Source organism: Tianxiuia mixotrophica (assembly GCF_050596425.1).
Lineage (GTDB): Bacteria > Bacillota > Clostridia > Peptostreptococcales > Acidaminobacteraceae.
Genome location: NZ_CP192292.1, coordinates 3,291,809 through 3,318,022 on the forward strand (window position 1 = coordinate 3,291,809; position 26,214 = coordinate 3,318,022).

Sequence of the window (26,214 nt, forward strand, 5' to 3'; positions counted from 1 at the left end):
AATTTCATTGAGTTCTGTGAGCCTTCTTCATGACAAGGGGACGCTGTCTATCCCCTATCGTTAATCCTCTTCTCACTTTACTACAGTTTTCTTTTATTTTATTCTTTTTATTTTATTTTTTATGTTTTGCTTTTTATGTTTTACTTTTTATGTTTTATTTTTTTAAGATGTAGTCGATAAAGCCTTGTTTAATTTTTTCCCCTTCATGAACTCTTTCCAGAACGCGTCTTTCTTTGGCAAGTATGCTCATATTTTCAAAATAAGTTTCTGCCTCATCCAGCTCAAAATAAGAGTGTATGACAGGCTCGTCATCCATTTGTTCATACTGGTTGTTGCCTAAGTGCGGTCCCTCACCGCACCGAAAGTCATCAATAGAAAGAAAGTTGACAAACATCAGACCGTCCTTTTTTAAGACCCTTTTCATTTCAGAAACCGACTGAATGATTTGATCTTTTTTCATGTGAAAAATTGAGTTATAAGAATAAACACAATCGAATGTCTGGTCTTCAAATGGCAATTTGGTCATGTCACCCTCTTGAATATTTAGTGTTTGACCCATAAACTTTCCATAGTCATTGGCCTTTTCAACTTGACTTTGACTAAGGTCAATCCCTTGTGTTTCATATCCGTAACTCTTGAATAAACTAAGCGGAGGCATATTTCCACCCGCACCGCAATCAAGAACCTTTTTTTGATCTGCATTTATGTGTTCTTCACAGTATAATAGAAAACGGTAGAGGGGGATGTGCCTAAAAACCTTTTGCTTGTTTGTCATGTCTTCACCTCGTCTTTCAATTTTTTTAAATCATCATACTTTTAGAGTGTTTCTATTATTATTTTTTCTACTTGTATTATTTTTTCTACTTGAGCGACTTGCAAAATATCATTCAAGCACCCTTGCTTAACCATCTATAGATATTTAAGAATCAAAAATTCTATAGATGGTTAAGCAAGGGTATATATCTGTAATTTTGCAAGCGCCTGACTAGATTCATTATTAGTTTTTTACTAGATTCTTTACTAGCTTTTTTACAAAACTAGCTTTTTACAAGCTATTTATGACTTCTTCACAGTTTTACAGCTTGGTTCCAGCATCCTAGTATCGGTCACCTATATTTCTTTTAGATGATTAAGCGGGGCCCATGCACACTCTGAATCTGCACCCTTTTTCACACACCATATCCAGCCGTTCAGTTCTTGTTTTTCTAAAAGGACTTCGCCCAAGTTTAAATCAAACTCTTTGGCCGTGTAGTCCTGTGTCAAGACACCCTTTATTCCATCTATGGATATAATTTGTTGTGGTATCCAGCCTTCATTGTTTTGACTCTTACAGAAAACCCAGCCTGCCCACTCCCCTTCTGGGTTGGACATTTCTACGCATTCTACACGCTCGTCTTTTTTGACTGTGATTGGGTTAGGGTATTCAGACTTTCTTGGCTCAACCACTTCATATTCTTTATACTGACAGGGTGTATTCATACGGCAGTGTTCTTCTGTTTTAAAGACCTTAAGAGCATGTTTCTGGTAAGGCAGCTGCAGTCTGTTTACCGCTTCGTCAATATCAAACCAAATCATTTCATGGTCCTCTTCAACCTTGCTATGTAAGTTTTGTCCCAGCTTGGTACAGTAAAAAGTTCCAACGAGTTCATAGTGTTTGTCTTGTGACTTTCCAAGTATAAACTGACCATATTTTGAAATAGGACATGAAGACTCAATCGAATATCCAAGTTCCTCACTAATTTCTCTTTTTAGGGCCTGATCATGACTTTCCTTGGCTTTGACACCACCACCTGGTAAAAAATACCCCCTTGGCGTCTTCACCAAGGCGATTTCGTTTTTTTCATTTTGAATAATGGCATAGACACCTTCGCGTAGAATATAGTCTGTGTCATTCTCTCTTTCTCCAAAATATGTTGTCATAGAGTCTCCTTTCTGAAGCTCTAAATACGTCTTGCTTCAAAAACATATTCACTCATTTCGCTTTTTGAATTTATTTCACTAATTTAGTGTCATAACATTTTAGCGTCATAACAATTCCAATCTAGTTTCCTTCTTTTCTAGTTTCCTTCTTTACACTTTTCAAGCGCTTCAATCTTTTTCTCTATGGTCTCCAGTTTTTGTATAGTCGCCTTTTTTTCTTTTCCAGTCTTCACAATATAACGGATAATTGCATATACAAGGGCTAGTAACAGCAAAGTGTTCATGAGCTGAAAAATCATTGTAAAATCAAACTGAATTAATCCTTTTCTCATTGGTTGTCGCCTCCAAATTTCTTCTTAGCAATATCATTTAAATGCACTCGGATTCTGGCCTTTAAATTCTCTTTGGTCCATTCTGTTGTTGTCTCTACCTGGTCGTAGCCTTCCAGTTCCATTTCTGAGAACTTGTTGTATTTATAAGGCTTTCGACCTTTCGTTTTAGTCAGTATTTTTGCCACTTGGCCTTCAGACTCTATAGATATTATTTCCATGCAGTTCAGACAAACTGTATAATAAATAGTTCCAGTGGGGATTATAGGAAAAGCTGTGCCTAGGTAGACCCTATGGCGCAGGAGATAATGCTGACTCACAACGCTGCAATGACCGCATTTTTCTTCGAAAACATCATCATAATACCAGTAGGCTGTAAATGGCATTTTTTCATGCATGTAGGCCATAAAAAACTCCTTTTTAACTTGATATATTTGTAAAACCAGTTCCATATCTATTTTAACATTTTTTGTCTATTCGCGGGTCTGAAAATTCTAAATTCACAAAAACACCCTCTATATAATCATAAGAGCGTGTCTGTTTTTACTGGTGTATTCATTTTGTGCTTTCGTTTTTGGTGTCTATCATAGTAAAGTAAAGTTGCTACATATCAACAACCTTGCCTAATACTGTTCTTTTTTTGCTTTATGTCATAATTTCTGATTTCCATTTTAATCTATCAGTTTTTCCATCAACAAATTAGAATAGTACCTGCCGTCTGTCTTTTGAGCCATAGATTCCTTGCCATAGACCTTAAATCCAAGTCTATTGTAGAGTTCAATAGCCCTGTGGTTGTCCTCGCGAACACCTAAATTTATTTTCTTTGTCACGCCGTTATTCTTGGCCCAGTCAAAGAGGTCCGTTAAAAGCTGTCCACCTATACCTTGTCCCCAGTGCTCTTTCTTGACAGATAAACCAACAACACCAGTGTGTTTATTCCGCCGCCGACTGCCACCACCGTAGGTGAGCATGCCAATAATTTCACCCTTATATATGGCTGAAAGCATAAGCATGTTCACGGACTGACCATATTTTTTAATAACCGCTATTTCTTCGTCCACTGTAAATGTAAACTCTTCAGGATCCATGGACAGGATAGATGTCTCTGAAAGTATGGTCTTCATATAATCAATAACCTGGCCCGCTTCATTTGGTTCAGTGGGTCTAATGATGTAATCTGCTTCACTCGTAGTCAACATAAAAACCCTCCCTACTTGGTTACATAAACCTCCCGGTAGCTACATCTTTGGCAAAGGTCTTCGACGACTTTCCGGTTTTGAAAACCTGTTTTAATGGCCTGGGCTCTAGGAGATTCAATGATGTTTTTAAATGATTCATTAAAAATGTTGCCAAGTGCCACAAGGCCCTCAGCATCTAAGCAACACGGGACCACACTTCCATCGGATAAGACCGCAACTTGATGACGCATACCAAAACACGTTCCCCTTGTACCTACGAAATCATTATCCAGGCTTGGCCACTCGAATTCCTTTCCCTTGCTAATAAAGACACGGTGGCGTCCGCTTAGTCCTTTTGTGTTCTGAGTGGTCACTGCCACCTTTTCTTCAAGAAAATCCTCAATGGATTTTATAAAGGCATGCTTTAAATCATTTTCTGGTGAGGCTTTTTCGTCAAAGTTCCAGAGCCTTAACTCGAATATCTTATCTGTTTGTCTTTGACCTTTTTTTACGAAATTTAGAACCTTTTCAAGGTAGACCCTGTAAGCCTCTTGATCTTCAACCCCTTCAAAACTTTGGAGAGATATATTCACAAGACGGACAGCAGGGGTGTTTAAAATCGCATCCCCATGCTGGTCTAAAAGACTACCATTTGTAGTGATATTGGTCTTCTTGCCATACTTTGTACAAAGACTTAAAATCCCCTCAAAGTCTTTGTGAAAAAGGGGCTCCCCTTTTACATGAAGGTATATATGATCTCCATGCCCCTCAATGCTTTTTAAGACATGTTCAAATTCGGTCAATGTCATCATTTTTTTGGATCTTTTTGATGGGGGACAAAAGCTACACGCTAAATTGCATATATTGGATATTTCTATGAATATTCGTTTGAATTTTTTCAAGTCATTACCTCGTTTTTGGCTTTTCTACATATATTAATGGGATGCATTTTTCTTGCACCCTACCATTTTATATGAGGCAACGCGTTCATTGCAAGTCATGTCTCAACCACAAGGGTTAAATTCTGTGGGATCAAACTCTATGGAATAGAGGTAACCCTTTCCACCACCTGGGTGCGAGACTTTCTCAAAATCCAGCTTATCAAAAATTCGACAAGACCTTATATTGTCAGTATCCACTTCAGCATAGACCCCTTTGGCTTTTAATGTTTGTTTGCAGTATTTAATAAGGCCCCTAGCGAGTTCGCTCCCATACCCCTTATTCCACTGGTCCCGTTTTAGGCGAAAACCTATTTCATACCTGTCATCTCCTTCGTGACAGTACACAAAGGCCATACCAATTTTTGCAGAATCTACTGGCGACATAAGGCAAAAGACACCCCAATCTGGATGTTCTTTATAGTCGGAGATCCACCGGTTTAATACCGCCTTACACCTTTCAATAGACATGCTTTCCCACCCATTGAATGCAATACACTCAGGGTGATTATTGATCTCATAAACTATATCTATATCTTCTTTGGTAAAGGGTCTTAACCTGAGCCTTTCTGTTTTGTAGTTCAAAGGAACCTCCCATGTGCTTATTAAAAATCATCCCCAGCTATACCTGATTGATTTTCATAGTGGCGGACCACCATACCACAGGTTCTATTCATATCAAGTTTCTCATAAAAGGACACCAGTGCATCATCGCAAACAATATCAATCATGTAATGACCACCAAGCGTTTCAAACATTTTCTCAACCAGGCATTTTCCAATGCCTTGTCCCTGATAGTCTTCTGCCACTTCAAGCAGGGGAATATAAGCCGTTAAAGTCTCATCTGACAGGGCATTAATAAAGCCTACAACCCTTTTAACATCTGGGTCGACTGCCAGCCATATATAAGTGCTTTTATTTAACAGTTTCTTATGCATCTCTTCTGATGGCGGGTTGGGCCAGCCCTTAAAAAAATGGGGCAATTTATACGCATCCAGATTCTCACATGTGCATATGTAATCAACCATATATCATCCTCCTATTTCTCAAAAGCAGTTTGCATTTAGTAAACTACTGGCCCACATGGAACTTGTAGATTCTTGACCTCTCTCCCCACGGATGGTATCCATCGGCAATATATTCAAAATCGGCCTTTTCATAATAGCCAATATGGTCCGTACAAAGGTAGATGTTTTCAAAGCCCATCTTCTTAACGTCATCTTTCACTTTTTCTATGAGCTTAAAACCCAGCCCATTGCCTCGATGGTCTTCTTCAACGTATAAGGCACAAAGCCAAGGGTAAAGGTCCATTCTACTGATAAAATCATTTGTAATGAGGCCAACACACCCCAGTACTCTTTCTTGGTCTTTCATAATATACCACTGGGGCAAAGGCATATCTGCATCAATACTGTGCTTAATACAGTCTTCATATAATTTCATAGTTGTTTCGCCTGCCCATTTGTCTTGAAAATAAGCCACAATTTCATTGAGCATTTCAGGGTTTTCCCGTACAGAATAAATAGTCATAATTTCCCCCACAATTATTTCTTCCACAATGATCCCTTAAAAGAAAGTAGCCCTATCAATTGAGCCCATTAGATTGGATCACAGTCAACGTTAAATTTTTTTTAATGCTTATTAATATAATAGCAGTTTGGTGAATAATGTCAATAAAAGAAAATCATTCATTCGAAATATTGATCCAGTATCTCTGAATAAGCTCTCCTTCATGCATGACTTCATTTTCTAACTGGCCACCAAATGCCTTTATTGTGCGAACAGACCCTGTATTGACCGCATCACACACCAGTAAAACCTTTTCAAGGCCAAGCAACTTACATTTCTCAAGCCCCTGTCGCATCATCTCTTTTGCATAGCCCTTTCGCCTCTCACCCAGACGAACACTATATCCTATATGGCCACCATAGTGGTATAAATAGTCATTAAGATCATGTCTTATATTAAACATTCCTACCACCTTATTCTCTTCATTGACAGCGAGATAGACACTTGCAGTGACTTCTGTATGGGCAGTTCTTTCATCTTCATTATCGTAAACGAATGTCAACCACTTTTTATAGTCATCATAGTCTCCTAAATAAGATGATCCAGCCATGTTGTCCTGTCTGCCTTCGAACTCTTTCTTATAGTCCATAACTTCTTCTTCATGGGTCAGGTCTGGTTTTACGAGTCTAATCTCGCTTTGTTTTGCTTTTGTCATTTGTTTCATTCTCCTTTATATATCTAAGCCGCTTTATCATGTGCTCGATCCATAAGGACGGCTTGAATTTCATTGATCTGTGGCCAAAGTCTGCCATTGGTCTGACCTATCTGAGCTAACAAGTTTATGATTTTATCTATTGAGTACATATCAAGTTGAGATATTTCATCATATAGTCTATAGGGTTTGCCCCTATAAACTTTTAAACTCAGGATTCTTTCTTCTAATCCTATGTATTCCTTTAATATGAGGACATCAATTTCATCATAAGCTACACTTCTTTTATAAAAGAGTCCCCATCTTTCATAGAATTTTTCATGTCCAATAACCATACTAAGCTGTGAGCACAAAACAAGAAGACCAAGTCCTGTCATATAGAGAAAGAATCTTATGAAACATACAAAGTTAAACTTGTCCTCTGATATGGACGCGAGTCCTGACACCATAAGAAAAACAGCCAAGGGCAGTATTACACTGTATGCGTCCAGTACCGGCCACAAGTAGACTCGGGACGTCTGTTTACGCATGTCCCTCGCCCGTAATTTTCTTAGCATAGAGCACACCATCCAGCCACTTTCCATTGACCTGCATAACCTTTTTCTCTTGGCCGACTCGGATAAACCCATTCTTTTCAAGAACTTTTTGAGACCCAATATTTTCGGTTGAGGTGCCGGCTTCTACAAGATTTATGCCATAGGTCTGATATCCCATTTCAATGGCTAGGGCAAGGGCTTTTGTTGCGTGTCCCTTTCCTTGTTCAACCTCAGCCAGCCTGTAGCCTATTTCTGCAACAATATCATCATTTCGTTTTTTTATGGTGCTGAAGTTGATCCGACCAATCATTTTTTCTTCATCATTTCTAATAATGAACATGGCACATTCCCCAGCAACCTGTTCTTTTAAAATATCTTGCATTAGACTTTCAAAGGATGAAAATTCAAAATAGGCCTGTGGACGTGGTGGTAAAATCCGCTCAAAAAAGTCTCTATTGTCACATTCAAACTCAAATATCTCTTTTAGGTTCTTGCTTGACATTAATTCCAGTTTCACTTTTAAAGCCCCCTATATGCTTAAATACCCATACCACTGACTATATGACTTAAAACACTGTCCATTCAATGTTCCTGTAGGGATCACAAGTTAGATTTTTCCATGAAAACACATTGACCAACTGTCTCAAAACCATATTTCTCATACAATTTTCTTGCCGCTTCCGTATCAGTGATTAATCTGACCATATCCAATTGACTTTCCTGCTTGACAGTTTCTATGGCTGTTAAGAGTTTCATTGCCACACCCTTTCTTCTAAAGTCAGGCATGACCCACATTTCATCAACAAATAGGTGTCCCTTCTTCCACTTTCCAATTTTAGGTGTGACCAAAATATGAATCCATCCAATAAAACGGTCTTCATATTCTGCTGCAAACACATAAAAATCTGAACTGGACAGTTCCTTTCGACTTGCATGGGACCGTTTTTCTTTCTCTGCATTACTGCGTTCCCGCTTATTGAGTCGCCAATATACCGCATCATCATACTTGAAATAATTGTCCTTTGTTACTCGGCGGATTTCTACTCTATCAATATTCCAGTCTTTATTCTCGTTCATACGCATCATTATTCAACCTATCTTGTTAAGTTCTTTACAATTTTTATTCAAACCGCTCTGAAATGTGACCTAGTTAAGAAACATGGACATGGCCTGTTTTAAAAGTGTTATAATAATTTTTATCAGACTTACTTTTTACTGGTAAACATGTTAATCAAGTCAATAGAGCGACTTGCAAAATATCATTCAAGCTCCCTTGCTATACCATGTTTAGAGATTTAAGAATCAAAAATTCTGTAAATGCCACAGGGACGGGAATTAAGGCTACAAATCTGTAATTTTGCAAGCGCCTGAATATACTACCTAAATATAGTAAAGGAGACCTTATGATTTATCACATTATTTCAAACCAACTTTGGTCATCTGTCAAGAAAGGCCTGGAGTTTTGCCCAGCTTCTCTTGAAGATGAAGGCTTTATACACTGCTCAGACCTTGAAAAGGTTGTCACAGTTGCCAATAGCATTTATTCAGGCCAATCAAATATGGTCTTGCTGGAACTGGATGAAAACCTTGTGCGACCAGAAATTGTATGGGAGGACCTTTACAATTTAAACTACAAGTACCCTCATATTTATGGTCCTCTTAACCTAGACGCTGTTATTGGTGTCCACGATTTACAAACAGATAGCCAGGGAAATTTTCAACTCCCTGACACTTTGAAATAGACCATTACTTGAGTTGTTCTGTACGAAGCCATGCAAAGTTGTCACTGTGCTTAACAATGGCGTAGTCACCATAACATTTACACAGTTCGACCTGCGTCCCCGCCCTTACGTTTAAAAACTGATTCACATAGTTGGTTTTAATAGCGTATATGTCCTTGTTTTTTACAAGCAGGTCGGTCATCACATGAAATGTTCTATGACTGCTTGCATGTTGACATTTGGCCCATCCTTCTTGAACGTGTAAAACATCAAAGCTGTCATCTGGATAGCTCAAATACAGGGGCGGTTCATTTTTAAAACAAGTGTCTTCCGCCACTGTCTTCACTTCAAAGTTATTGACTTGAACCAGGTCATAGTTTTTCCTACCCTTTGCCTTTTCAATGATAAATGCATTGAGCTCACCTGTATCTTTAACGCCTAGACCACCATCTATAAAAATAATATTCTTATGGTCATTAAAATGCGGTAAATTAGTGAGTTCGGTGTTTCTAAGTTCACTTGCCGGCCAATGGCCCACTATGGTTGTCCTGTCATTCACTTTTGCCAGGGTATTGTAGTTGTCAAACTTCAAGAAGCGGGTTTCATCCTCAGATATGTCAAAACTTTCATCAAATCCTCCATGAACAAATCGCATGTCGTCTGCATAGGCGATGATTGGTAAGGATTCTAGGAAGGCATGAACTTCATCTCTTTTGTCCTTTAATATATCAAGCATCATCTGGCTATTTTCTAGATCTTCTAGGGACTTGCCTGCCTCTTTGACGAATGTGCCGATCAGTGTTTCATAATACCCCTGCTTCAAAAATGCAAAAAAAGCCTCTGTGTGCTCATTTTCGTACAAATGCCTCTGCATAAACGATTCATGATTGCCCTTGAGTATATATGTGTTGTCACGCTTGCTCAAGCCCTTTACATATTCAAATGTTTCAATACTGTCAATGCCCCTATTCAAAAAGTCACCCAGTAAAATAAGAATGTCATCTTCTTTTAAGTTAACCTTATCTAGCAGTTTTGCAAGTAGTTTTAGATGAGCATGAACGTCGCTAATAACAACAATTCTATAGTCTTGACCTGCTTGGATGTTAATTATTTTCTTATGCATGTTTTGTCTCTTTCTGTGATACTTATTTTCTGAGATACTTATTCTCTGTGATACTTATTCTCTGTAAAACTTACTTTGTCCGTCACTTATAGCCTTTTTATCATAACATCAATGACATTTCGCCGACCATCTTCTCTGTCCATTACAACTTGCTTCTCTTTGACAAAGCCTAGTTTGGGCCAAAAAACCTGTGCACCGTGATTATCTGCAATAACACCAATTTTTATAAAACGGGCCCCACATTCATAAGCACATTTACAAACCACCTGAAAGAAGTCTTTCCCAAGTCCCTTTTCACGATACTTCATATCTACGAGAAGGAGGCCTAAAAACCATGTTTTGGCATCTGGATAGGCCTCAACGATATCAATCAGGCCAATTAACGTCGTCTTTTCATTGTATAGCCCAAGCACATGCTTATCGCTTAAAATTTTATTTGGTGGCAATTCTGTCAGTATATTGCCTGCGTCATCTAATGTTGGCGCCTTGCCTGTCTCCAAGTAAAAATATTCCGTACAAGTCTGACAGAGCCTGAATATTTCTTGTAGGTTTTCTTCTATATAAAGGAACTCAATTTTAAGTTTTCCTTGAACCCTTTGCGCCGTAACACGCTCCATAAAGTTTTTATTTACTTGACCCACTGGCTTCGTCTCCCCAACTTGTATTCGTGTTTTTACTGCCTAATCTTTGTTATCGCTTCAACTTATTTTCTATTTGGATTCTCTAGACAATAATAATGGACGTCTTTATCTACTGCCAATAGTTTAACATGCTCTCTTTTTGTAAACTTGTAATGGAATCCACATTTTTCACTCACTCGCTTTGAATTATTATTGCCTTCATAATACCCGCACCATATAAGGTCTAGTTCAAGGTCATTAAAGCCATAGTCAATGAGTCGATTCACAGCTTCTGGCACATATCCCTTGCCCCAATAGGAAGGATTAAGCACGAATCCAACTTCTCTTTGCTTTAAATGCTTCAAATTCTTGTCAGGGCATCTTTCATGCAGGCCAATGCCCCCAATAACCTTGCCTTCAGATTTGAGCTCGATGGCATAAATGCAGTCTTCTTCAATGAACATCTTAATAATGTCTTTGCTCTCCTCGATATTCTTATGAGGTGGCCATCCTGCATTTGGACCCACTTTTTCACTTTTTCCATACTCGTATAAGTCTTCTGCATCACTTAATGTCCAAGCTCTTAATATAAGCCGTTCAGTCTGTATTGATTCCATCAATTATCCATCCTTTTCCTGCTATGTCTAATCTCTTTAGTCCAACGAACTACTCTTATCTTTGTTCTTATCTATGTTCTCATCTTTTTCATGATCATGAAGTCTATTCTTTTTTGACTTGACCTTGTAGGTCTTTTGTTTTTGGGGTTGATGCATTATTTTATCTTTGTGTTTATTAACAAAGTAACGAATAAGCAGTCCCATCGGCACCAGAATGACAAGATACGGTAAAAAGCCAAATAAGAAAACAATCATTGCTTTTAATATAACTGTGACACCATCTATAGATGATAAAAAACTTTCAATAGAACGGGTTAATAGAGTGTCCGGCTTTGGCTCTGTGATTTCATTGACTTCTCGAATGCTTAGTTCCACAGTTGTAAACTGGACTAAATTGTCCCATTTGTTAATGGTGCCCTGGAAGCCCTCAATTTCATAGCGAATCTCTGAAAGCCTGTCTTCGAGGGTGATAATGTCTTCAATTTTAGTAGCGCTTTCCAGTATTTTAAGGAGTCTTTCCTCCTGAACCTTAAGAGCTCCTAGTCTGGCTTCTGTGTCTATATACTGGTCGGTTACATCGACACTGTTCATTTCATTTCTTATAATATTTCCAAGGTCTCCAAAGGATGAAATGAAAATTTCATATTTTTCTTTAGGAATCCTAACCACAAAATTGGCATCTCTATTTTGTTGTATATCATTCTTATCCATGCGTTTGCCGTCCGCGCGCATGACTTCAAAGTAGCCACCTAACTCATATGTCCTTTCTTTGATTTCATAAACAATATCATCAAAAGACAGAGTTTCCATTTGAATGAAAGAATTTTGGATTATTTTTCTATTGGTTTGTATACCACCGTATTTAGGGGACTCGCTCGACATACCATTTTCTGCACTAGAGTCCATTTCTGATTGTGCTTCCATCGAAACGCTCTCTTCATATGTCACAGGTTCTTGTGCAGAACACCCCATACTAAGAATAAATATTGACAGTGTTAACAATAAGGCCAATTTCTTCATGTTCTTCCTCCTCAAATTCTTCCATTTCTCTTTGAGTAAATTTTTAAAATGCACCCGCCCGAAAGCCATAGACGGGTGCACTCGACTGTCATTAAAACTAACTGTACAGATTATTCAGAAGTGTTTCTTATAGGACAGGGAAACACAATTCACATTTGCCCTGGTCAATTTTTTCTGAATCATACCGTTCAAGAATTGGTCTTGAATAATCCAGACTATAATTTTCGGTGTCTAAACAAGCGAATGCTTGGCTCCATGCTTTTTCCACAGCTTCAGGTGTGTGATCCACTTCAACCACTGCATATTTTCCATGTGGACTCTGGCCCTCAATCACACCACCATGGTTATAAGAACCCCTTTGAGCATTATCAACAAGTATTCCAACGTCGTATCGGCAAGCCTCTGGCGGGGCGGTTTTAGGATTATCCTGGGCAATTCCTAGTATAACGGAATGCTCTCTTAGGAATCCTGCCCCTTTTGCCCATGCTTTAAAATCATGCATGAGTTTGTAATTCTCCGGTCCGTATGGTCCAATCTTACGCATGTATAAAAATCTTTCTTGACTTAAAATCTCATTTTTAAATTGCATAATATCACTCTCTTTCCATGTCTGAACTGACTTAGATTAAGCGCTTGAAACCTAAGAAGAAATTTATTCACAGAACGGTCCTAAGAAAAGACTACAATGCTTTAAAATGAAATTCAAAGATTTTTTTAAAATATGTAATATGTAAAATTCAAATTGAGCGACTTGCAAGGCGTCATTCAAGAGCCCTTGCCATAATATATAGATATTTAAGAATCGAAAATTTATATATGGTATGAAGAAGGCCTTAATCTGTAATTTTACAAGCACATCAATCAATAATTTTTGGCACTGTTTATAAACTATAGCTCTAGTATCATACCATCATATGCAAACTCAATACTTGAATACCCCTTTTCTAGAGCTTTATAGTCATCATAGCTTTTGCCCCAGTCTTCTTCCAGGTGGGTTATGACCACTTTCTTTATTTTGTATTTTGACTTGATTGCTTGTATTTCCACCATGTTAAAGAGTTCTGCTCTTAAAAAGCTATCTTCCGCTAGTACATAATTATTTTTTAATTTTTCTCCTACAATCGTGTCGCCAATGATCATAAGATCAGCATCTTCAAATAGGTCACTGTGCGGAAAAGGCTTAACATCGCATGGGGCATATAGAACTTTCTTCCCCTCTTTTTCTAGTATGAAAACAGATGCGGTTTCACTCGGTACATGGGTGATTTTTATCCCTTCCACATTCAAAGGGGCAATAATATGCTTTCTTACAATGAGCTTTCTTATATTTTCATAGTAATCTAGAAAGGGACCATATTTTGAATGAATGGCATTTAGGTCATTCATAACACTAGGACTTGCCAGCACCTCTATTGGATCAGAACATTCTTTGCCTTCTGACACATCAAACCAATTGAGTCTAAGCTGTTCAAAAACCCGAAAACCAAGAGCATGGTCGGGGTCTGCGTGGCTGTAAAGTACCCTTTTTATATTTTTAATGCCACTATAATTAATGGCGTGACAAATATCTTCAGGTGTATCGATTAAAGTGTCAATATCATGTATGAAAATTGAACATCCAAACCTTGAATAGGGTCTTCCCTTTTCTCTTGCTTCCATACATACTGGACATGCGCACAAGGGTTTGGGTAGCGATACACACCCTCCACTGCCAATGATTTCAATTTTCATAGTTTTCTCCCGCGAACCTTTTTATCATCCTATTTTTTGAGCTTTTATAAATTCATCTTTTGTTAAACCAAACATGATAATATCTCGGTACTCACCCGAAACATAATACATTTGACTTCTTCTGCCTTCATTGACACAACCTAGTTTTTCAAGCATTCTAGCAGATGGCTTGTTGCCATCAATTACATGACCATAATATTTGTTTAGACGTCTTTCTAAAAATGCATATTCCATTAAAAGTTGCATGGCTGCTGTGCCATAGCCCTTGCTTCTATGATCCCGATCAATTTGCAAACCAATACTAAAGGTTCCATTGCGCTCATCAATCGAGTTTAGGTTGATGGCACCCACATTCTCATTTTGTTTGTTGACCACTGTGAGCATGATGCGCCCTGTCTCTTGTGAGGAGGCAGAGAATTTCTCGACAAAAGATTCAGCTTCTCCCTTTGTTGGTGGCAGTTCAACCAAACAGTTGACACGCTTCCTACCGGTCGTGTCGAAGCGATTATAGTAGTATCCCTCCCAGTCTTCTTCTCTTAAATGTCGTAGTTCTACTAGATCATTCTCCCAAAAGTAATTGTCTTTTTTTATCTCTCTCATAATTGTCCTCCACCTTCTAACACAGACTGCTTATTCTTCAACACTCTACAATTTACGCCTCTTTCATCTAATCCTTTTCTATATTTTAACAGATTTTTGACATAAAAAAATGCCTCGTTTAATTTTTTTTAACGAAACATGTTTTTTAATACTATTTTTCTGGACATCTACTTCTTATTTCACAAGCACAAAAGCTAATATGCCAATACTTCATAGCCTGTTTCTGTGACGAGTACAGTGACTTCCCACTGGGCTGACGGCTTACCATCAACCGTATAAATGGTCCAGCCGTTTGAGGCATCTTCATAGACTTCTTGTCGACCAAAATTGACAGCGGGTTCTATGGTGAATATCATGCCTGGAACCATTTTCAAGTCCATTCCTAGTCCATCATAGCTCACATAAGGCGACTGATGAAACTTGTGCCCAATGCCATGTCCACCAATCCCCCTGGCAATTGTCATTTTATTTTTCCTTGCCAGTTTTGCTGTTTTTATGCCGATCTCGTTTAGGGAGACCCAGGGTTTGACTGCACTTAGTCCCGCTTCAAGACAAGCCTTTGATACATCAACTAGAATCTTTTTTTCTGGACTAACACGCCCTATTTTGAATACTCTGGCTGAGTCCGAATAGTATCCCCTATAACATGTGGACACATCGATATTAATGATATCACCATCCTTTAGCTGAATATCTTTTGACGGGATACCATGACAAACTTGATTGTTGATAGATGTACACAAACTTCTTGGATATCCATCATAATTCAGTGTGGCTGGCACGCCACCAAGTTTTATTGTTTCCTTGTATATTATTTCATCAATTTCAAGCGTGGTCATACCTTCCTTGATTATACCCGCTATATGATCTAAAAGGCCTGTGTTAAGCCTTCCGCTTTCTCGCACCCCATCAATGACAGCCTTTCTTTTTCTGTAATTTTCCATGAAATTTCTCTCCTGACCACCTTGTTTATACCTTCCTCTACTCGGTTTGTTTGATGGTTGGTCGTTGGAAAAGATTCAAAATAGGCTCCTCTTTCCTATATTGGCTTGGACTGTAACCATACTCATGTACAAATGATCTCGTAAAGGCCTCGTGGGATGTGAAACCATACTTGAAAGCAATATCAATAATTCTTTCTTTCGTCTGTTTCAAGTCTTGGGCTGCCAAACACAATTTCCTTCTTTTCAAATATGTTTTAAAGGGTATGCCCAGTGTTTCATGAAATTTTGATGAACAGTAATAAGGCGAGTAACCAACAAATTTAGACATATCTGCTAAGCAAGGGTTTTCGGTCATATTTGACTCTAGCCAAGTGACCATGGTTTCAATTGTTTGAATAGACATCTTTAACACCCCTTCGGATCTTTATTTTAGTACAAAATCCTGGTCAAAACTTGATATTTCTTGCAACCATACCCTCTCAACCACTTAATAGGCCTTTAGCCTTGTCATAATCTTTTCTTTTCACAAATAAGTAATACATAGTGTGACCAGAATAGGGACTTGCAAAGTTGCCTTGAAAGGCACTGGTGCTTGTGCCATTTGTTTCTGTTCTGGTTTTAATTCCATTATTGATAAGGGTCAATTTTGCTTTTGAATAGTGATCAACTTTCGTTGACATATAGACTTCTTCCCACCCTAATAGCATATTGAGTAGTTTTGCCATAGAACCTCCCTCTAATGTTAGGCCCCTTGTTACCCTATTGGTTTATAGCCATAGCTAATAAGTGTGCCTGTAAGACTTACTAGGGATTCCACTTTCCACTCTAATTTATTTAATCATAGATAAAGTTGAACTTGTCTTCAATAACGCATAGGTTGAGGCAACTCAACCTATGCGTGCATTATATTCTCCTAACCCACAACCAATAGAAGTTGATTATCACTTAAGTGATTAAGTAAATCCCAACCAGTAGACTTATATTGATTAGGGCAAGGATGAAAAACTGCTTGCCAGTATGTTTTCTATTTCCTTCGTCTTCTTTCCAGATGTATTCTTCTTCAACCATGCTGGAGGCTTTATTGTAAGCCCTTCTTGATTGCAAGTGGCCTAAGTCCTTGTACTGTGACCATTGTCTAAGGGTGTCATTCATTTCATACAAACCCAACATTATATAAATAAGCACACAAGTCATGAGAAACTCAGTCAAACTTCTTGGTTTTATAAGAAGCACAATAAATAGCTGTATGACTATTCCAACTGTAATTAACATATACTTTTTTATTATGTTCATAAAGCATCTTTTGATTTCATTCTTCTGGTGTAGCATCGAATGCTTGCTTCATTTGACGCATGAAGTCCTGCATGGCACCTTCATTTTTCATTCGTTTTTTCATTTCATTCATGGCCTCAAGATGAGCCTTATCCCCTTTTTCAAGCATTTCCATACCATGATTCTTGCTAAGTTCAGCCATTTCCTCGAAAGTCTCCGCTTTAAATTCTAAATCACATGCACCGCCAAGTTGTTTACAAGTCATTTTTTTCATCAAACCACTCCTTTGGCAAACTTGTACCCTTATTTAATAACTTCATATGCTTTTCAGCTGTATAAAGTATGGGGCTTAATAATCCAAGTCCCGTGAGTATCCACATATGAACTTCACTTTTTAATGTCATACCTATAAAAAATCCAATATAAGCAAGTACAAATGCATATAGAATAAAGATCATAGTTCAATATGCTCTTCTGGCCTATCAAGGGCTTCTTGCATCATTTCAAAGTATCTTCCAACATGGTAGCCATCCATCAAGGCATGGTTGACTTGAACTGAGAAAGGAATTTTCACGCGCTCCCTTTCTTTTTCATACTTTCCCCAAGCAATTCGTGGGATGGAGTCCACTGATTTTAAGTGTACCGGATGACTCACACTTGTAAAAGAGACCCAGGGAAGACTGGTTATATAAATACTGTCATCTCTTCCAGGCTCGTCATCTAAATTGACATGCCCTTGCAAGTCTTTCCTTTTTTCTTCTGCATTTTGACTAAAATCCTGATAGTTTTGGCTAAAATTCACAGAGCAAAAGCTAAAAACTTCTGGCTTTGATAGTATTGTAAATGAGGGGTGGATTCTTTCGTGTTCCACGACCTCTTGACCCCTAATTCTATAGCGAAACTCTTTAATTTCGTTGGCGATCTTTGTTGTGATGTATATCATAGCGGTATAGAAAGAAATATTCTTCGCCTTAACAAATGTATAAAACTTTGTAATGTCCAGTTGAGCGCAAACATTGAAATGAGGATAATCCATTTGTCTGAACAAGTCATATTGACCCTTTCTTGGCCATGAATTTATATCTACTTTTCTCTCCAACTTTCACACACCTCACTTTCTCTTAATCCACTTTCTTTTTCATAAGAACAGACCAACATAGGGGAGTTCCAAAGTAATCTTCAAGGTCCGTTCGCATAGTACGCATCTGGAGAACCTTAAAATAGGGACTTAGAACCTTTTCTAATTTTATTTTCGAAAATCCCAAGCCACCTTGCATGGACTTCTCTTCATAGACTTCATAATCAGTGATATTTGTCCCGCCCTCTAAGTTAAAGCATACCAGGGTGAAATACCCATCATCCTGAAGCAGGTCATGTACTTTTGATAAGTAAGCCGCCCGCCTATGGGGTTTTATGTGATGCAAGCACCCACTGTCGTGAATATGATTAAAAGATCGACCAGGGCTTTCAAAGTCAAAAAAAGAAGCCATGGCAAAATGAGCATTCGATTTTTCTTTTTCTGCATTTTTATTGGCCCATTCTATTGCTTCTTCTGCCATATCAATGCCCTTGCTTTCATACCCATTCTTAGCCATGAATATAGCATTCCTACCGTTTCCGCACCCAATATCTAATGATTTCCCCTTTTTCCTAGGATTCATCTCAAGCAAACTGGCCAGAACTTCATCAGCTTTATGTGTGAAAAATGGAATCGGCTTCTCTTTGTCTTTATAAAAGTCATTCCACCACTTTTCGTCCCATTTCTTAAGCATCTTATCAAGCATTTCAAAAGTGTCCTCGCTGCTTGCTATAATGTCAGTGTCTATATTTTTCATCATTTTTCCCCTTTATAATTGGTATAATTTCTAACTGCCCTTACACTTGACCTCTTAGACGATCAAGCACTTGGGCTTTTTCATAGGCGCCTTCTAAAAACTTCTCACATGCCATAACTTCATAGGCCCAGTTCATAGGTTCAATAGCTGTATGGCCTAAATATCCGGTGGTCTTAATTTTTTTCATTGTATCTTCCCAATCTATTGGACCGTCAAAGGGTAAACCATGTTGACCTCGCACTCCATTATTGTCGTGTAAATGAAGTGCCATAAGTCTTTCACCAAACTCATCAAGCATAGATATATCTTCATAATGCCTTTGATGATGCCCAGAGTCATAACAAAAGCCTAACTTAGTAGAATCATTGTTATTAAATACGACTCTCAAATTATTTAAATTGCGTAGGTTCTCAAATGCAATATTAACATTTCTCATTTCAGCCAATTCAGCCATTCTACTCAACCGGTCAAGTCCAAGTGAATTGATTGGATAGTCATCACTTGGTAGATGAAGAACAAGTGTTGGAATACTAAAATCAGCGCAGTCCTCAATGCACTGAATATACGATGCATATACATTATGTCCGTCCAGGGTTTCCAGGCTCAAAGCATGTTGATTCATAACTGGCCCATGAATGTTTTCAATAAACAAACCTTCTTGTCGAGCTATTTCTGGTGCATGCTTATACGCCCCTCGGCCAACCCCAGAGCTCCACCACATAAGGACACCATCAAAACCGGCTTCCTTAATAAGACTATATCTTTTCTTCGTGGAAAGTTCATAGCCAAACCAATCAAAAATTGTAATCATCATTCCTCCGCAGTTTTCTATTATCAACTTACATATAGTTTATGCAAGCAAAAGATCTTACAAATTGATATCACATTACTGATAATTATATCCAATCAGTAATATTCGTCCCAAAATACTGAATAATCAGAGCCGTTACTGTCGCAATCACCAGTACCCCAAAATTAGCTAACAGTGCTGACTTTTTCTCTTTATTGTCCATATCACTTTGCAATATAGCTGTGGCGACTGCAAGTGAACCAATCCAGATAAAGTACATCCATTCACTTAGTCCAGTAACCCCAGATAAGTATTTTGAAGCAAAATAGGTCACTACACCCATAACTATGTATTTTATGTTTTTCATATTGGACTCCTACTATATTTTAACATTATTGACGGGTTCCGAGGAAAGATTTGGATGTTTTGTTGCCAAATTCTCACATTTTTCTCCGCTTTTTTTTCTATAGATTTACACCCAATATTCCTTGAACATGACACACGATTAATTTATCGAGACACACAATATATCTTTGAAGGGGCACTAACCAAGTCTAACCATTTTATTGGAATAAAAAAGACATGATCACCATCCTAAAGATAGATGATTCATGTCTTTTCACTAGAAGTTATTAAATTCTTATTCTGTTTCACCCAACTGTCTTGAAAACAAACTTGGCTAAAATCAAGAACCATCTCCTACAGATGGGGCTACTTTTTCTTCAACCTTCTCTTCTTTAGGCACATCTTTTTCAGACCATTCAAGCCATGCACCATCATATACTTTCACGTTTTCGTATCCAGCTTCTTGAAGAAGGAGTAATGTTTGTGTGGCTCTTACTGATGATTTACAGAAAACATATATCTCATCCGTACGTTCAAATCCCTTGTCTTCATAATCAAGATAAATTTCCCAAGGTGATTTGAATCTACCATCTTCTTCAGTGTTTAAAGTGTGTGGATAAAGAAAAGCCCCTGGAATACTGCCTTCAGCATTTTCTGCAGCAGATCTAACATCGATTATACGAGCAGGGCTATTTTCATCTTCGACAACTTCCATGATATCATCTATGGTTGCATACGTTGAAAAATCGGCATCTTTTGCGACATACTTTGAAGTTGTTAGCTCAGTAGAATCCGCTGTAAGCCCTTGACTTCCAACAGCTTTGACAACTGCCACATCGCCACCATCTATAACTTTTACATTTTCATGGCCATATACATTTAAAACCCACCAAATACGTGAAGCATAAATACCATTTTTGTTATCATAGATATAAATATTGCTATCATTGCTTACGCCACGCTTGCTTAATGCTCTTTCCACCTGCTCTTTAGGGGCAATCATGCCTTTTACAGGGTCTGAAATTGTAATTTCTCCAATAGGCAGGTTAATGGCATCTTTTAAGTGTCCCTTGTTGTAATCTTCCTCACTACGCGCATCAATTACAATCGTCTTGCTGTCAGAAAGCACATCTACCAGTTGATCAGCTTCAATAACATTATTGCTGTCTAGATAATCCGTTGGAACATCGTTTGCACTACATGCAGCGAGGCCAACGACCATTGTCATAACCAGAGCCAATGCGACTACTTTCTTAATCATTAATTTCATAATGATACCTCCATTTTCAATGTGATTGAATGTTAATGATTAGTCAATCTTAAGGATAGAACGTCTTTATAGGTCCCACCGTTATACATTATATCTTAAATAAAATATCCACTGTCATAAGTATTTCAGATATACCATCTAACAAATTTATAGCGCCCGACAATTGCCTCCTTCCTGTATTCACTGATTTGTGAATATGCTATAATGATGTCATATTTTTTATCAATAAACACTTGTACAACAAAGACTCACGTCCCTGTCTTACCATATAGTTTTGATTGAAACCATCTATCTATATATGCTATGGACCAAGGTTTTGTATGATATTTTCCATGTCGCCCATCAATACTAAAACAATGAAAGTGATCCCCATGAAAACCATAAAGAACACCCTTCATAAACACCATATACATCTATACATAGGTCTCTACTTCATCTTGAATCTATTCACACTCACTGCATTTCCATTAATCCATTCAGATGAGGCATGGTTAGCTGGACTTACCAATGACTATATTCGACATAAGACAGTTTTTGTTTCAGAATCATTCTTTGATTTAATGCCTAGGACTGTCCATACCCTTAAATCTTTTTATCATCTGCTACAAATCCCAATTGTTCAACTACTTGGAAACACAGCCTTTTCCATACGTTTATTGAGCCTCATCGCGGCAGTGGTAGCCCTCTATTTTATCTATTATCTGTTTATATCTTTAAGGATTCATTCGATTAGAGCCCTTCTTTACACCATCATATTTTCCTTAAATCTTCAATTTATTTATGCAGGCCATTTCGGTCGCCAGGAAATGATTTTACTTATGGTTTTAAGCCTATGCCTGTATCTTTACTATAAGAATAAGTCCATCTTTAAAATGGCCCTACTTCTTGGCTTGTCCATTGGGTTTCACCCAAATGCCTTTATTATTACCACCATGATCGGCTTTATTCTTCTAAAGGACAGCTTGGCCAAAACCATTTCTTTAAAACACTTGCTCAGTTTCATTGGCATAGTCGGTGGATTTGCTGCCCTTCACGTCGCTTTCACTTTACTAGCCAATCCTAATTTCCTGCCTGAATACTGGGCTTATGGTCAAACCCTTCATGTTGATGCTCTTCCATCAAGCAGACTGGTCAACCTCAAAGACTTCTATCTAAAACTTTATTATCAAGTGTCTGGCACATATTATATCCCCCCCATGCAGGGACTTTATATCACTGGTGGTTTTCTAAGTGCTGGCACATTCATCTATGGACTGTCAAAAAAATTCACACACACACACAAGCTCATCCAACTTTTAATGGATGCTTCTCTAATGGTTTTTGCCTTTAACATGTCCGTTTTTGTTATTGGCCGCTTCAATACCACGTCAATAACCTTTGCCATTTTGCCTGTCTACCTCTTAATCTTATTGGCTCTTGAAATCATCTATTCATTTCGCGATCGCTTTATAAGGTCCTTTAGATTTCATGGCTTCAAATACCTAAGTTATGTCTTGATAGTCTTTTTGCTACTAACATCACTGCAAGCATTAAGAAGTGAATACCAGTCAAGCCACCACAATACCTATACTGAATACTTAGATGAAATCCAAAACAACATTGACGCCGATTCTGTTATTCTTGGAAATCTAAGCAGTGGTTTTATATTTCACGATCACAAGTTTTACGATATTCGTAATTTGTCGCATATCAATAGAAACTCAAAATATCCCTATGATAGGACAATAGAGGACTACATTAAAAACCGAAACATCGACACCATTATTTATTATGAAGAATATGACTATATCCACCGCAATCAGAAATGGGAAATTCTCTACGGGGATGATGAATCTTGGTATAATGACTTGCAGGTTTTCTTAAGGGAAGAAGCCAAGCTCGTTTATGAATTTGAAAGTACATATTATGGAAGTCGTATCATCCGTTTTCTTGGTGACCATCCCTGGAAAGTCTATATTTATAAGTTAAATTAAGGAACTTCATTGGTTTCACCTTCATTCGTCATGCTTTCAAGCTGAAAAACGATAAGATGTCTTTTAAATGCGACTGAATTCGGCAATATTTTAGCATGACTTTAAGTGTATCCTCCCAATAAAATAGGTGTCGTTAAACAACGACACCTCCGCTTGTAGAATATTCCGAATGACTGCCTTGCCAGATAAAAATCGCTTAAATCGCCTATTTATATACACTCAATGAGCGGATATTATCTGCGTCTTGTCTTCCGAAGTTTTCTACAAGCTGCTAATCTGTCGACTTTGTCGACAGCCTAGGCCGACTGCAAGTCTTTCCATTATGATTTTTTTATTGGCTCGTTTAATCTATAGATTTTCCCTATATAGTTCTTTCTCTATAGTTCTTTCTCTATAGCTCTTTCTCTATATTTTTTTCTCTAGGCCTTGCTATTCTTCTTCAATCTGACTGTTGATTATCTCTAGGATTTCTTTCTTCAAATTAAAAAATTCTTCGCTGTATATAACACGATCTGAATGTGCCTTGAAGATTTTTTCAGTGAAATCCACCTTAAATTCTTTTAATATCCTTCCAGGTCGTTTGGACATTACAAGAACTCTCGTCCCAAGAGACAGGGCTTCATCAACATCATGTGTAATGAAGAAAACAGTGCTTTTATTCTCCCGCCAAATATTTCTGACCAAAGACTGCATTTTACTTCTCGTTAGGGCATCTAGGGCTCCCAGGGGTTCATCCATAAGAATCATCTTTGGATAATTGGCCAGGACTCTAGCAAGTGCCACTCTTTGCTTCATGCCACCGGATAATTCAAATGTGCGCTTATCACTAAATCCCAGTAAATCAACCTGTTCTAGAAAGTGATGACTGATCTCATCAATTTCACTCGCCGCAAGCCCTTTCATTTTAGGACCGAATCCCACATTCTTTTTCACATTCAACCAGGGATATAAAGTAGGCGACTGAAACACAACTCCCCTATTCCAGTCTGGTCCAAGTATCGGCTTGCCCTCCATAAGAACACTTCCACTCGTTGGGGCAATATATCCAGCCATTGTTTTAAGCAAGGTGCTTTTCCCACATCCTGAAGGCCCTAAAAGGCATACAAACTCTCCCTGCTTAATCTTTAAGTTTATATTTTCTAAGGCATTCACTGAATTTTGCTTTGTTTTATATTCTAAATTCAATTCTTGAATCTCTATTATAGTATCACCATGATTTTGTTTCACAACAATTGAATTCCTTTCTTTTGCTCCAATTACTCAGTGTGTTTCTCCAGAGATTTTTCAATATACAAAGGATTAACAAACTTATTAAAGGCTTCAATAGATGGGGACTCATCAATTGAACCTTGTTCTTTTAAGAAGTCCGCTGTGTCCTTCATAATCCTTGCAAATTCACCCGACTGACCACTTACACCAAAATAATTTTCTTCTAGAAGCTCTTCTCGCGAACACCAAATTGACCCTCTCATTTGTAGTAGAGCATCTTCAACTTCTATTTCTAGCTCTTTTGCAATAAGGTCTCCAGCTTTTTCAGGATCTTGTCTATACATATCCCCTGCCTTGGCTAGACCTGTTATAAAATCTGCTACCAGTTCTGGATATTTCTCAGCAAACTCTCTTCTGACCACTTCAACATTGGCTGTTATATAGCCTTTCTTTGCCATATCCTCACTTGAAATAAGCATCTTCCCATCCTCTAAAAGTTTACCTAGAGAGGGCTGCCATGTATAAGCCGCCTTAATGTCCCCTCTTTCCCATGCTGCAACAATTTCTGGGGTTTTCATATCTAAAAGTTGCACTTTATCATCTATTCCAGCTTCTTTAAGTACGTTTAACAAAACAAAGTGAGATGTCGATGCAAAAGGCGTCGCTATTTTCATACCTTCAAGGTCTTCTATCGATTGAACACCTGAGTCATTTTTTACAGCCAATGCCTCAATTTCTCCAAGTACTTCATGAATCCATATCATTTCTACATCAATGTCTGTCGCAAGGGCAATAATGGCATTTGTGTTGCCCATTGTTGCAAAATCAATACTTCCAGAAGCTAAAGCCTTATTGGCCTGAACCCCTGAATCAAAAGTAATAAAATTGCATTTGATGCCCTTTTCTTCAAAATATGCATCGAATAGGCCCTCGGTAATGGCCAAGGTTTCATCATTCGGTACACGCAAATACCCGAAATTAATTTCTTCTGGCAAGGCAGAAGCCGTCTTAGACGGATCATTTTGACCAGCCGAATCGCTGGCACAGCCTACAAGTCCAGTGAATAGAGCAAATGTTACTACCAGTAATAGTAAATTTTTATACTGTCTTTTCATTTAAACATATCCTTTCCAAAATACAATTTTCTTTTCAACGCCTCTCAGTACAGTGTCAATGGCCATACCTGTAACGCCCATTATAAATATGCCTACAAAAATAACATCACTTTTTAGAAAATTTGAAGCATCGAGGACCATCCACCCAATTCCAGATGTTGCAGCAATCATTTCGGCAGAAACCAAAGTGGTATAAGATACCCCAACCGCAGTTCTAATGCCTGTAAAAATCTCAGGCAAGCAAGCTGGAAGGACAACTTCAAAGAATATTTTCACTTCACTAGCCCCTAGTGATTCAGCACTCAATATATAGTCCTTGTTTATTTTTCTCACAGCTGACACACATGCAATATATATGGGTGCAAAAGCTGCAAGAAACAGTAAGATCACTTTAGATTTATTATCAATACCAAACCATAATATCAGTAATGTGTAATAAGCAAGGGGAGGAAGGGGTCTATAAAACTCAACCACTGAATCAACTATGGCCTTAAAGCGATTGGAATATCCGCTTAACAAACCAACTGGAACCCCTGTTGCAATGGCAATTCCAAGGGCTAAGAATAGTCTTTCAAAACTATCCAGCAGGTGTTGCCACAAGGGAATCTTGTTGTATCCATCTTTTGAAATGGCAAGAAAAGTCTTGATAACCTTGCTGGGAGATGGCACCAATGTAGAGGAGACGAAGTCCCACTCTGTCACGATATACCAAGCTCCCAGTATGAGAGCCCAAGTGATGATCGTTAATGCTTTTTCGTTTTTTATAGTTTGTATTTGCTTTCTAATCTCCATCTGTTTCACCTTGAGTCTAACGTATACATTATAGAAAGACAGGATCACTCTTATAGATAAATTCAGTAACCCTGCCACTCTTTTTAGCAGTATTTAGAATAGTGGTGAAATAGAA

At 38.0% G+C, this 26,214-nt stretch carries 36 protein-coding genes; 2 read left to right on the forward strand and 34 right to left on the reverse strand.

The annotated features are described in order from the left end of the window. Positions 1-154 precede the first annotated feature (154 nt). The 13 genes from ACQ4KW_RS14420 to ACQ4KW_RS14480 all read right to left on the reverse strand — a co-directional run bounded on the left by ACQ4KW_RS14420 (position 155) and on the right by ACQ4KW_RS14480 (position 8,208). On the reverse strand, positions 155-775 hold the full coding sequence (locus ACQ4KW_RS14420) for a class I SAM-dependent methyltransferase (RefSeq protein WP_430883186.1): 621 nt from the start codon (positions 773-775) through the stop codon (positions 155-157). Between the two features lie 335 nt (positions 776-1,110). Next, positions 1,111-1,920, reverse strand: a complete 810-nt coding sequence (locus ACQ4KW_RS14425) for an NUDIX domain-containing protein (RefSeq protein WP_430883187.1) — start codon at positions 1,918-1,920, stop codon at positions 1,111-1,113. A gap of 137 nt (positions 1,921-2,057) precedes the next feature. Continuing rightward, positions 2,058-2,252 (reverse strand): hypothetical protein, encoded by a 195-nt coding sequence (locus tag ACQ4KW_RS14430; protein ID WP_430883188.1) that lies wholly within the window; start codon positions 2,250-2,252, stop codon positions 2,058-2,060. After that, on the reverse strand, positions 2,249-2,656 hold the full coding sequence (locus ACQ4KW_RS14435; protein ID WP_430883189.1) for a hypothetical protein: 408 nt from the start codon (positions 2,654-2,656) through the stop codon (positions 2,249-2,251). The genes ACQ4KW_RS14430 and ACQ4KW_RS14435 overlap by 4 nt, the downstream gene beginning before the upstream one ends. A gap of 264 nt (positions 2,657-2,920) precedes the next feature. Then, positions 2,921-3,448 (reverse strand): GNAT family N-acetyltransferase, encoded by a 528-nt coding sequence (locus ACQ4KW_RS14440; RefSeq protein ID WP_430883190.1) that lies wholly within the window; start codon positions 3,446-3,448, stop codon positions 2,921-2,923. Positions 3,449-3,459: 11 nt separating this feature from the next. Next, on the reverse strand, positions 3,460-4,329 hold the full coding sequence (locus tag ACQ4KW_RS14445) for a radical SAM/SPASM domain-containing protein (protein WP_430883191.1): 870 nt from the start codon (positions 4,327-4,329) through the stop codon (positions 3,460-3,462). A 102-nt stretch (positions 4,330-4,431) separates the two neighbouring features. Next, entirely contained in the window at positions 4,432-4,950 is a 519-nt protein-coding gene (locus ACQ4KW_RS14450; protein WP_430883192.1) for a GNAT family N-acetyltransferase, read from the reverse strand. 20 nt (positions 4,951-4,970) lie between these two features. Then, complete coding sequence (locus tag ACQ4KW_RS14455) at positions 4,971-5,393, reverse strand: GNAT family N-acetyltransferase (RefSeq protein WP_430883193.1); 423 nt, start codon at positions 5,391-5,393, stop codon at positions 4,971-4,973. 43 nt (positions 5,394-5,436) lie between these two features. After that, a complete protein-coding gene (locus ACQ4KW_RS14460) occupies positions 5,437-5,895 on the reverse strand; it encodes a GNAT family N-acetyltransferase (RefSeq protein WP_430883194.1) in 459 nt (152 codons plus the stop codon). 154 nt (positions 5,896-6,049) lie between these two features. Continuing rightward, positions 6,050-6,589, reverse strand: coding sequence for a GNAT family N-acetyltransferase (locus ACQ4KW_RS14465; protein ID WP_430883195.1), 540 nt, complete (start codon positions 6,587-6,589; stop codon positions 6,050-6,052). Positions 6,590-6,612: 23 nt separating this feature from the next. Continuing rightward, complete coding sequence (locus tag ACQ4KW_RS14470) at positions 6,613-7,116, reverse strand: hypothetical protein (protein WP_430883196.1); 504 nt, start codon at positions 7,114-7,116, stop codon at positions 6,613-6,615. Beyond that, positions 7,109-7,639: a GNAT family N-acetyltransferase gene (locus tag ACQ4KW_RS14475; RefSeq protein ID WP_430883197.1), complete on the reverse strand. Its 531-nt coding sequence runs from the start codon at positions 7,637-7,639 to the stop codon at positions 7,109-7,111. Before ACQ4KW_RS14475 ends, ACQ4KW_RS14470 begins: the two co-directional genes overlap by 8 nt. An 83-nt stretch (positions 7,640-7,722) precedes the next feature. Continuing rightward, on the reverse strand, positions 7,723-8,208 hold the full coding sequence (locus ACQ4KW_RS14480) for a GNAT family N-acetyltransferase (protein WP_430883198.1): 486 nt from the start codon (positions 8,206-8,208) through the stop codon (positions 7,723-7,725). Positions 8,209-8,525: 317 nt separating this feature from the next. On the opposite strand from ACQ4KW_RS14480, the gene ACQ4KW_RS14485 reads away from it, so the two are divergent. Next, on the forward strand, positions 8,526-8,864 hold the full coding sequence (locus ACQ4KW_RS14485; RefSeq protein ID WP_430883199.1) for a DUF952 domain-containing protein: 339 nt from the start codon (positions 8,526-8,528) through the stop codon (positions 8,862-8,864). A 4-nt stretch (positions 8,865-8,868) separates the two neighbouring features. Here the strand turns inward: ACQ4KW_RS14485 and ACQ4KW_RS14490 are convergent, their stop codons facing one another. The 18 genes from ACQ4KW_RS14490 to ACQ4KW_RS14575 all read right to left on the reverse strand — a co-directional run bounded on the left by ACQ4KW_RS14490 (position 8,869) and on the right by ACQ4KW_RS14575 (position 21,010). Next, positions 8,869-9,966: a metallophosphoesterase gene (locus ACQ4KW_RS14490; protein WP_430883200.1), complete on the reverse strand. Its 1,098-nt coding sequence runs from the start codon at positions 9,964-9,966 to the stop codon at positions 8,869-8,871. Positions 9,967-10,052: 86 nt separating this feature from the next. Then, a complete protein-coding gene (locus ACQ4KW_RS14495) occupies positions 10,053-10,583 on the reverse strand; it encodes a GNAT family N-acetyltransferase (RefSeq protein ID WP_430883201.1) in 531 nt (176 codons plus the stop codon). An 86-nt stretch (positions 10,584-10,669) separates the two neighbouring features. After that, positions 10,670-11,203, reverse strand: a complete 534-nt coding sequence (locus ACQ4KW_RS14500; RefSeq protein ID WP_430883202.1) for a GNAT family N-acetyltransferase — start codon at positions 11,201-11,203, stop codon at positions 10,670-10,672. Positions 11,204-11,239: 36 nt separating this feature from the next. Continuing rightward, positions 11,240-12,223, reverse strand: a complete 984-nt coding sequence (locus ACQ4KW_RS14505) for a DUF4349 domain-containing protein (protein ID WP_430883203.1) — start codon at positions 12,221-12,223, stop codon at positions 11,240-11,242. 127 nt (positions 12,224-12,350) lie between these two features. Next, positions 12,351-12,812 (reverse strand): AraC family transcriptional regulator, encoded by a 462-nt coding sequence (locus ACQ4KW_RS14510; RefSeq protein WP_430883204.1) that lies wholly within the window; start codon positions 12,810-12,812, stop codon positions 12,351-12,353. Between the two features lie 299 nt (positions 12,813-13,111). Further along, on the reverse strand, positions 13,112-13,954 hold the full coding sequence (locus ACQ4KW_RS14515) for an MBL fold metallo-hydrolase (RefSeq protein WP_430883205.1): 843 nt from the start codon (positions 13,952-13,954) through the stop codon (positions 13,112-13,114). 24 nt (positions 13,955-13,978) lie between these two features. Further along, positions 13,979-14,554, reverse strand: coding sequence for a GNAT family N-acetyltransferase (locus ACQ4KW_RS14520; protein ID WP_430883206.1), 576 nt, complete (start codon positions 14,552-14,554; stop codon positions 13,979-13,981). Positions 14,555-14,748: 194 nt separating this feature from the next. Then, a complete protein-coding gene (map, locus tag ACQ4KW_RS14525; protein WP_430883207.1) occupies positions 14,749-15,498 on the reverse strand; it encodes a type I methionyl aminopeptidase in 750 nt (249 codons plus the stop codon). Between the two features lie 37 nt (positions 15,499-15,535). Beyond that, positions 15,536-15,901, reverse strand: a complete 366-nt coding sequence (locus ACQ4KW_RS14530) for a helix-turn-helix transcriptional regulator (protein ID WP_430883208.1) — start codon at positions 15,899-15,901, stop codon at positions 15,536-15,538. A 76-nt stretch (positions 15,902-15,977) separates the two neighbouring features. After that, positions 15,978-16,223 carry a hypothetical protein gene (locus ACQ4KW_RS14535; RefSeq protein ID WP_430883209.1) on the reverse strand — a complete coding sequence of 82 codons (246 nt, stop codon included), beginning with the start codon at positions 16,221-16,223 and terminating at the stop codon, positions 15,978-15,980. Between the two features lie 220 nt (positions 16,224-16,443). Further along, complete coding sequence (locus tag ACQ4KW_RS14540) at positions 16,444-16,791, reverse strand: hypothetical protein (RefSeq protein WP_430883210.1); 348 nt, start codon at positions 16,789-16,791, stop codon at positions 16,444-16,446. Between the two features lie 16 nt (positions 16,792-16,807). Beyond that, complete coding sequence (locus ACQ4KW_RS14545) at positions 16,808-17,044, reverse strand: hypothetical protein (RefSeq protein WP_430883211.1); 237 nt, start codon at positions 17,042-17,044, stop codon at positions 16,808-16,810. Continuing rightward, positions 17,025-17,174, reverse strand: a complete 150-nt coding sequence (locus tag ACQ4KW_RS14550) for a hypothetical protein (protein WP_430883212.1) — start codon at positions 17,172-17,174, stop codon at positions 17,025-17,027. The genes ACQ4KW_RS14545 and ACQ4KW_RS14550 overlap by 20 nt, the downstream gene beginning before the upstream one ends. Before the next feature lie 50 nt (positions 17,175-17,224). Next, entirely contained in the window at positions 17,225-17,869 is a 645-nt protein-coding gene (locus ACQ4KW_RS14555) for a CatA-like O-acetyltransferase (RefSeq protein WP_430883213.1), read from the reverse strand. 22 nt (positions 17,870-17,891) lie between these two features. Then, positions 17,892-18,608 carry a class I SAM-dependent methyltransferase gene (locus tag ACQ4KW_RS14560; RefSeq protein WP_430883214.1) on the reverse strand — a complete coding sequence of 239 codons (717 nt, stop codon included), beginning with the start codon at positions 18,606-18,608 and terminating at the stop codon, positions 17,892-17,894. A 37-nt stretch (positions 18,609-18,645) separates the two neighbouring features. Further along, a complete protein-coding gene (locus ACQ4KW_RS14565; RefSeq protein ID WP_430883215.1) occupies positions 18,646-19,419 on the reverse strand; it encodes a sugar phosphate isomerase/epimerase family protein in 774 nt (257 codons plus the stop codon). 82 nt (positions 19,420-19,501) lie between these two features. Beyond that, positions 19,502-19,762, reverse strand: a complete 261-nt coding sequence (locus ACQ4KW_RS14570) for a hypothetical protein (RefSeq protein ID WP_430883216.1) — start codon at positions 19,760-19,762, stop codon at positions 19,502-19,504. A gap of 318 nt (positions 19,763-20,080) precedes the next feature. Beyond that, positions 20,081-21,010, reverse strand: a complete 930-nt coding sequence (locus ACQ4KW_RS14575) for a sulfurtransferase (protein WP_430883217.1) — start codon at positions 21,008-21,010, stop codon at positions 20,081-20,083. 371 nt (positions 21,011-21,381) lie between these two features. On the opposite strand from ACQ4KW_RS14575, the gene ACQ4KW_RS14580 reads away from it, so the two are divergent. Then, positions 21,382-22,983 (forward strand): ArnT family glycosyltransferase, encoded by a 1,602-nt coding sequence (locus tag ACQ4KW_RS14580; protein ID WP_430883218.1) that lies wholly within the window; start codon positions 21,382-21,384, stop codon positions 22,981-22,983. A 429-nt stretch (positions 22,984-23,412) separates the two neighbouring features. Here ACQ4KW_RS14580 and ACQ4KW_RS14585 read toward each other — a convergent pair whose 3' ends face one another. From ACQ4KW_RS14585 to ACQ4KW_RS14595, 3 genes are read right to left on the reverse strand one after another with little or no spacing between them, the layout of a single operon-like run. Then, the gene (locus ACQ4KW_RS14585; protein ID WP_430883219.1) at positions 23,413-24,210 is read right to left on the reverse strand and encodes an ABC transporter ATP-binding protein; all 798 of its coding nucleotides are present in this window, start codon (positions 24,208-24,210) and stop codon (positions 23,413-23,415) included. A 29-nt stretch (positions 24,211-24,239) separates the two neighbouring features. Next, positions 24,240-25,307, reverse strand: coding sequence for an ABC transporter substrate-binding protein (locus ACQ4KW_RS14590; RefSeq protein ID WP_430883220.1), 1,068 nt, complete (start codon positions 25,305-25,307; stop codon positions 24,240-24,242). Beyond that, positions 25,308-26,099 carry an ABC transporter permease gene (locus tag ACQ4KW_RS14595; protein WP_430883221.1) on the reverse strand — a complete coding sequence of 264 codons (792 nt, stop codon included), beginning with the start codon at positions 26,097-26,099 and terminating at the stop codon, positions 25,308-25,310. Between the last annotated feature and the right edge of the window lie 115 nt (positions 26,100-26,214).

Bases quoted from the DNA above. Each gene is read 5' to 3' on its own strand.
- ACQ4KW_RS14420 (WP_430883186.1), bottom strand. From the start codon at position 775: ATGACAAACAAGCAAAAGGTTTTTAGGCACATCCCCCTCTACCGTTTT.
- ACQ4KW_RS14425 (WP_430883187.1), bottom strand. From the start codon at position 1,920: ATGACAACATATTTTGGAGAAAGAGAGAATGACACAGACTATATTCTA.
- ACQ4KW_RS14430 (WP_430883188.1), bottom strand. From the start codon at position 2,252: ATGAGAAAAGGATTAATTCAGTTTGATTTTACAATGATTTTTCAGCTC.
- ACQ4KW_RS14435 (WP_430883189.1), bottom strand. From the start codon at position 2,656: ATGGCCTACATGCATGAAAAAATGCCATTTACAGCCTACTGGTATTAT.
- ACQ4KW_RS14440 (WP_430883190.1), bottom strand. From the start codon at position 3,448: ATGTTGACTACGAGTGAAGCAGATTACATCATTAGACCCACTGAACCA.
- ACQ4KW_RS14455 (WP_430883193.1), bottom strand. From the start codon at position 5,393: ATGGTTGATTACATATGCACATGTGAGAATCTGGATGCGTATAAATTG.
- ACQ4KW_RS14460 (WP_430883194.1), bottom strand. From the start codon at position 5,895: ATGACTATTTATTCTGTACGGGAAAACCCTGAAATGCTCAATGAAATT.
- ACQ4KW_RS14465 (WP_430883195.1), bottom strand. From the start codon at position 6,589: ATGACAAAAGCAAAACAAAGCGAGATTAGACTCGTAAAACCAGACCTG.
- ACQ4KW_RS14470 (WP_430883196.1), bottom strand. From the start codon at position 7,116: ATGCGTAAACAGACGTCCCGAGTCTACTTGTGGCCGGTACTGGACGCA.
- ACQ4KW_RS14480 (WP_430883198.1), bottom strand. From the start codon at position 8,208: ATGATGCGTATGAACGAGAATAAAGACTGGAATATTGATAGAGTAGAA.
- ACQ4KW_RS14485 (WP_430883199.1), top strand. From the start codon at position 8,526: ATGATTTATCACATTATTTCAAACCAACTTTGGTCATCTGTCAAGAAA.
- ACQ4KW_RS14490 (WP_430883200.1), bottom strand. From the start codon at position 9,966: ATGCATAAGAAAATAATTAACATCCAAGCAGGTCAAGACTATAGAATT.
- ACQ4KW_RS14495 (WP_430883201.1), bottom strand. From the start codon at position 10,583: ATGGAGCGTGTTACGGCGCAAAGGGTTCAAGGAAAACTTAAAATTGAG.
- ACQ4KW_RS14500 (WP_430883202.1), bottom strand. From the start codon at position 11,203: ATGGAATCAATACAGACTGAACGGCTTATATTAAGAGCTTGGACATTA.
- ACQ4KW_RS14505 (WP_430883203.1), bottom strand. From the start codon at position 12,223: ATGAAGAAATTGGCCTTATTGTTAACACTGTCAATATTTATTCTTAGT.
- ACQ4KW_RS14510 (WP_430883204.1), bottom strand. From the start codon at position 12,812: ATGCAATTTAAAAATGAGATTTTAAGTCAAGAAAGATTTTTATACATG.
- ACQ4KW_RS14515 (WP_430883205.1), bottom strand. From the start codon at position 13,954: ATGAAAATTGAAATCATTGGCAGTGGAGGGTGTGTATCGCTACCCAAA.
- ACQ4KW_RS14520 (WP_430883206.1), bottom strand. From the start codon at position 14,554: ATGAGAGAGATAAAAAAAGACAATTACTTTTGGGAGAATGATCTAGTA.
- map (WP_430883207.1), bottom strand. From the start codon at position 15,498: ATGGAAAATTACAGAAAAAGAAAGGCTGTCATTGATGGGGTGCGAGAA.
- ACQ4KW_RS14530 (WP_430883208.1), bottom strand. From the start codon at position 15,901: ATGTCTATTCAAACAATTGAAACCATGGTCACTTGGCTAGAGTCAAAT.
- ACQ4KW_RS14535 (WP_430883209.1), bottom strand. From the start codon at position 16,223: ATGGCAAAACTACTCAATATGCTATTAGGGTGGGAAGAAGTCTATATG.
- ACQ4KW_RS14540 (WP_430883210.1), bottom strand. From the start codon at position 16,791: ATGAACATAATAAAAAAGTATATGTTAATTACAGTTGGAATAGTCATA.
- ACQ4KW_RS14545 (WP_430883211.1), bottom strand. From the start codon at position 17,044: ATGAAAAAAATGACTTGTAAACAACTTGGCGGTGCATGTGATTTAGAA.
- ACQ4KW_RS14550 (WP_430883212.1), bottom strand. From the start codon at position 17,174: ATGACATTAAAAAGTGAAGTTCATATGTGGATACTCACGGGACTTGGA.
- ACQ4KW_RS14560 (WP_430883214.1), bottom strand. From the start codon at position 18,608: ATGATGAAAAATATAGACACTGACATTATAGCAAGCAGCGAGGACACT.
- ACQ4KW_RS14565 (WP_430883215.1), bottom strand. From the start codon at position 19,419: ATGATGATTACAATTTTTGATTGGTTTGGCTATGAACTTTCCACGAAG.
- ACQ4KW_RS14570 (WP_430883216.1), bottom strand. From the start codon at position 19,762: ATGAAAAACATAAAATACATAGTTATGGGTGTAGTGACCTATTTTGCT.
- ACQ4KW_RS14575 (WP_430883217.1), bottom strand. From the start codon at position 21,010: ATGAAATTAATGATTAAGAAAGTAGTCGCATTGGCTCTGGTTATGACA.
- ACQ4KW_RS14580 (WP_430883218.1), top strand. From the start codon at position 21,382: ATGAAAACCATAAAGAACACCCTTCATAAACACCATATACATCTATAC.
- ACQ4KW_RS14590 (WP_430883220.1), bottom strand. From the start codon at position 25,307: ATGAAAAGACAGTATAAAAATTTACTATTACTGGTAGTAACATTTGCT.
- ACQ4KW_RS14595 (WP_430883221.1), bottom strand. From the start codon at position 26,099: ATGGAGATTAGAAAGCAAATACAAACTATAAAAAACGAAAAAGCATTA.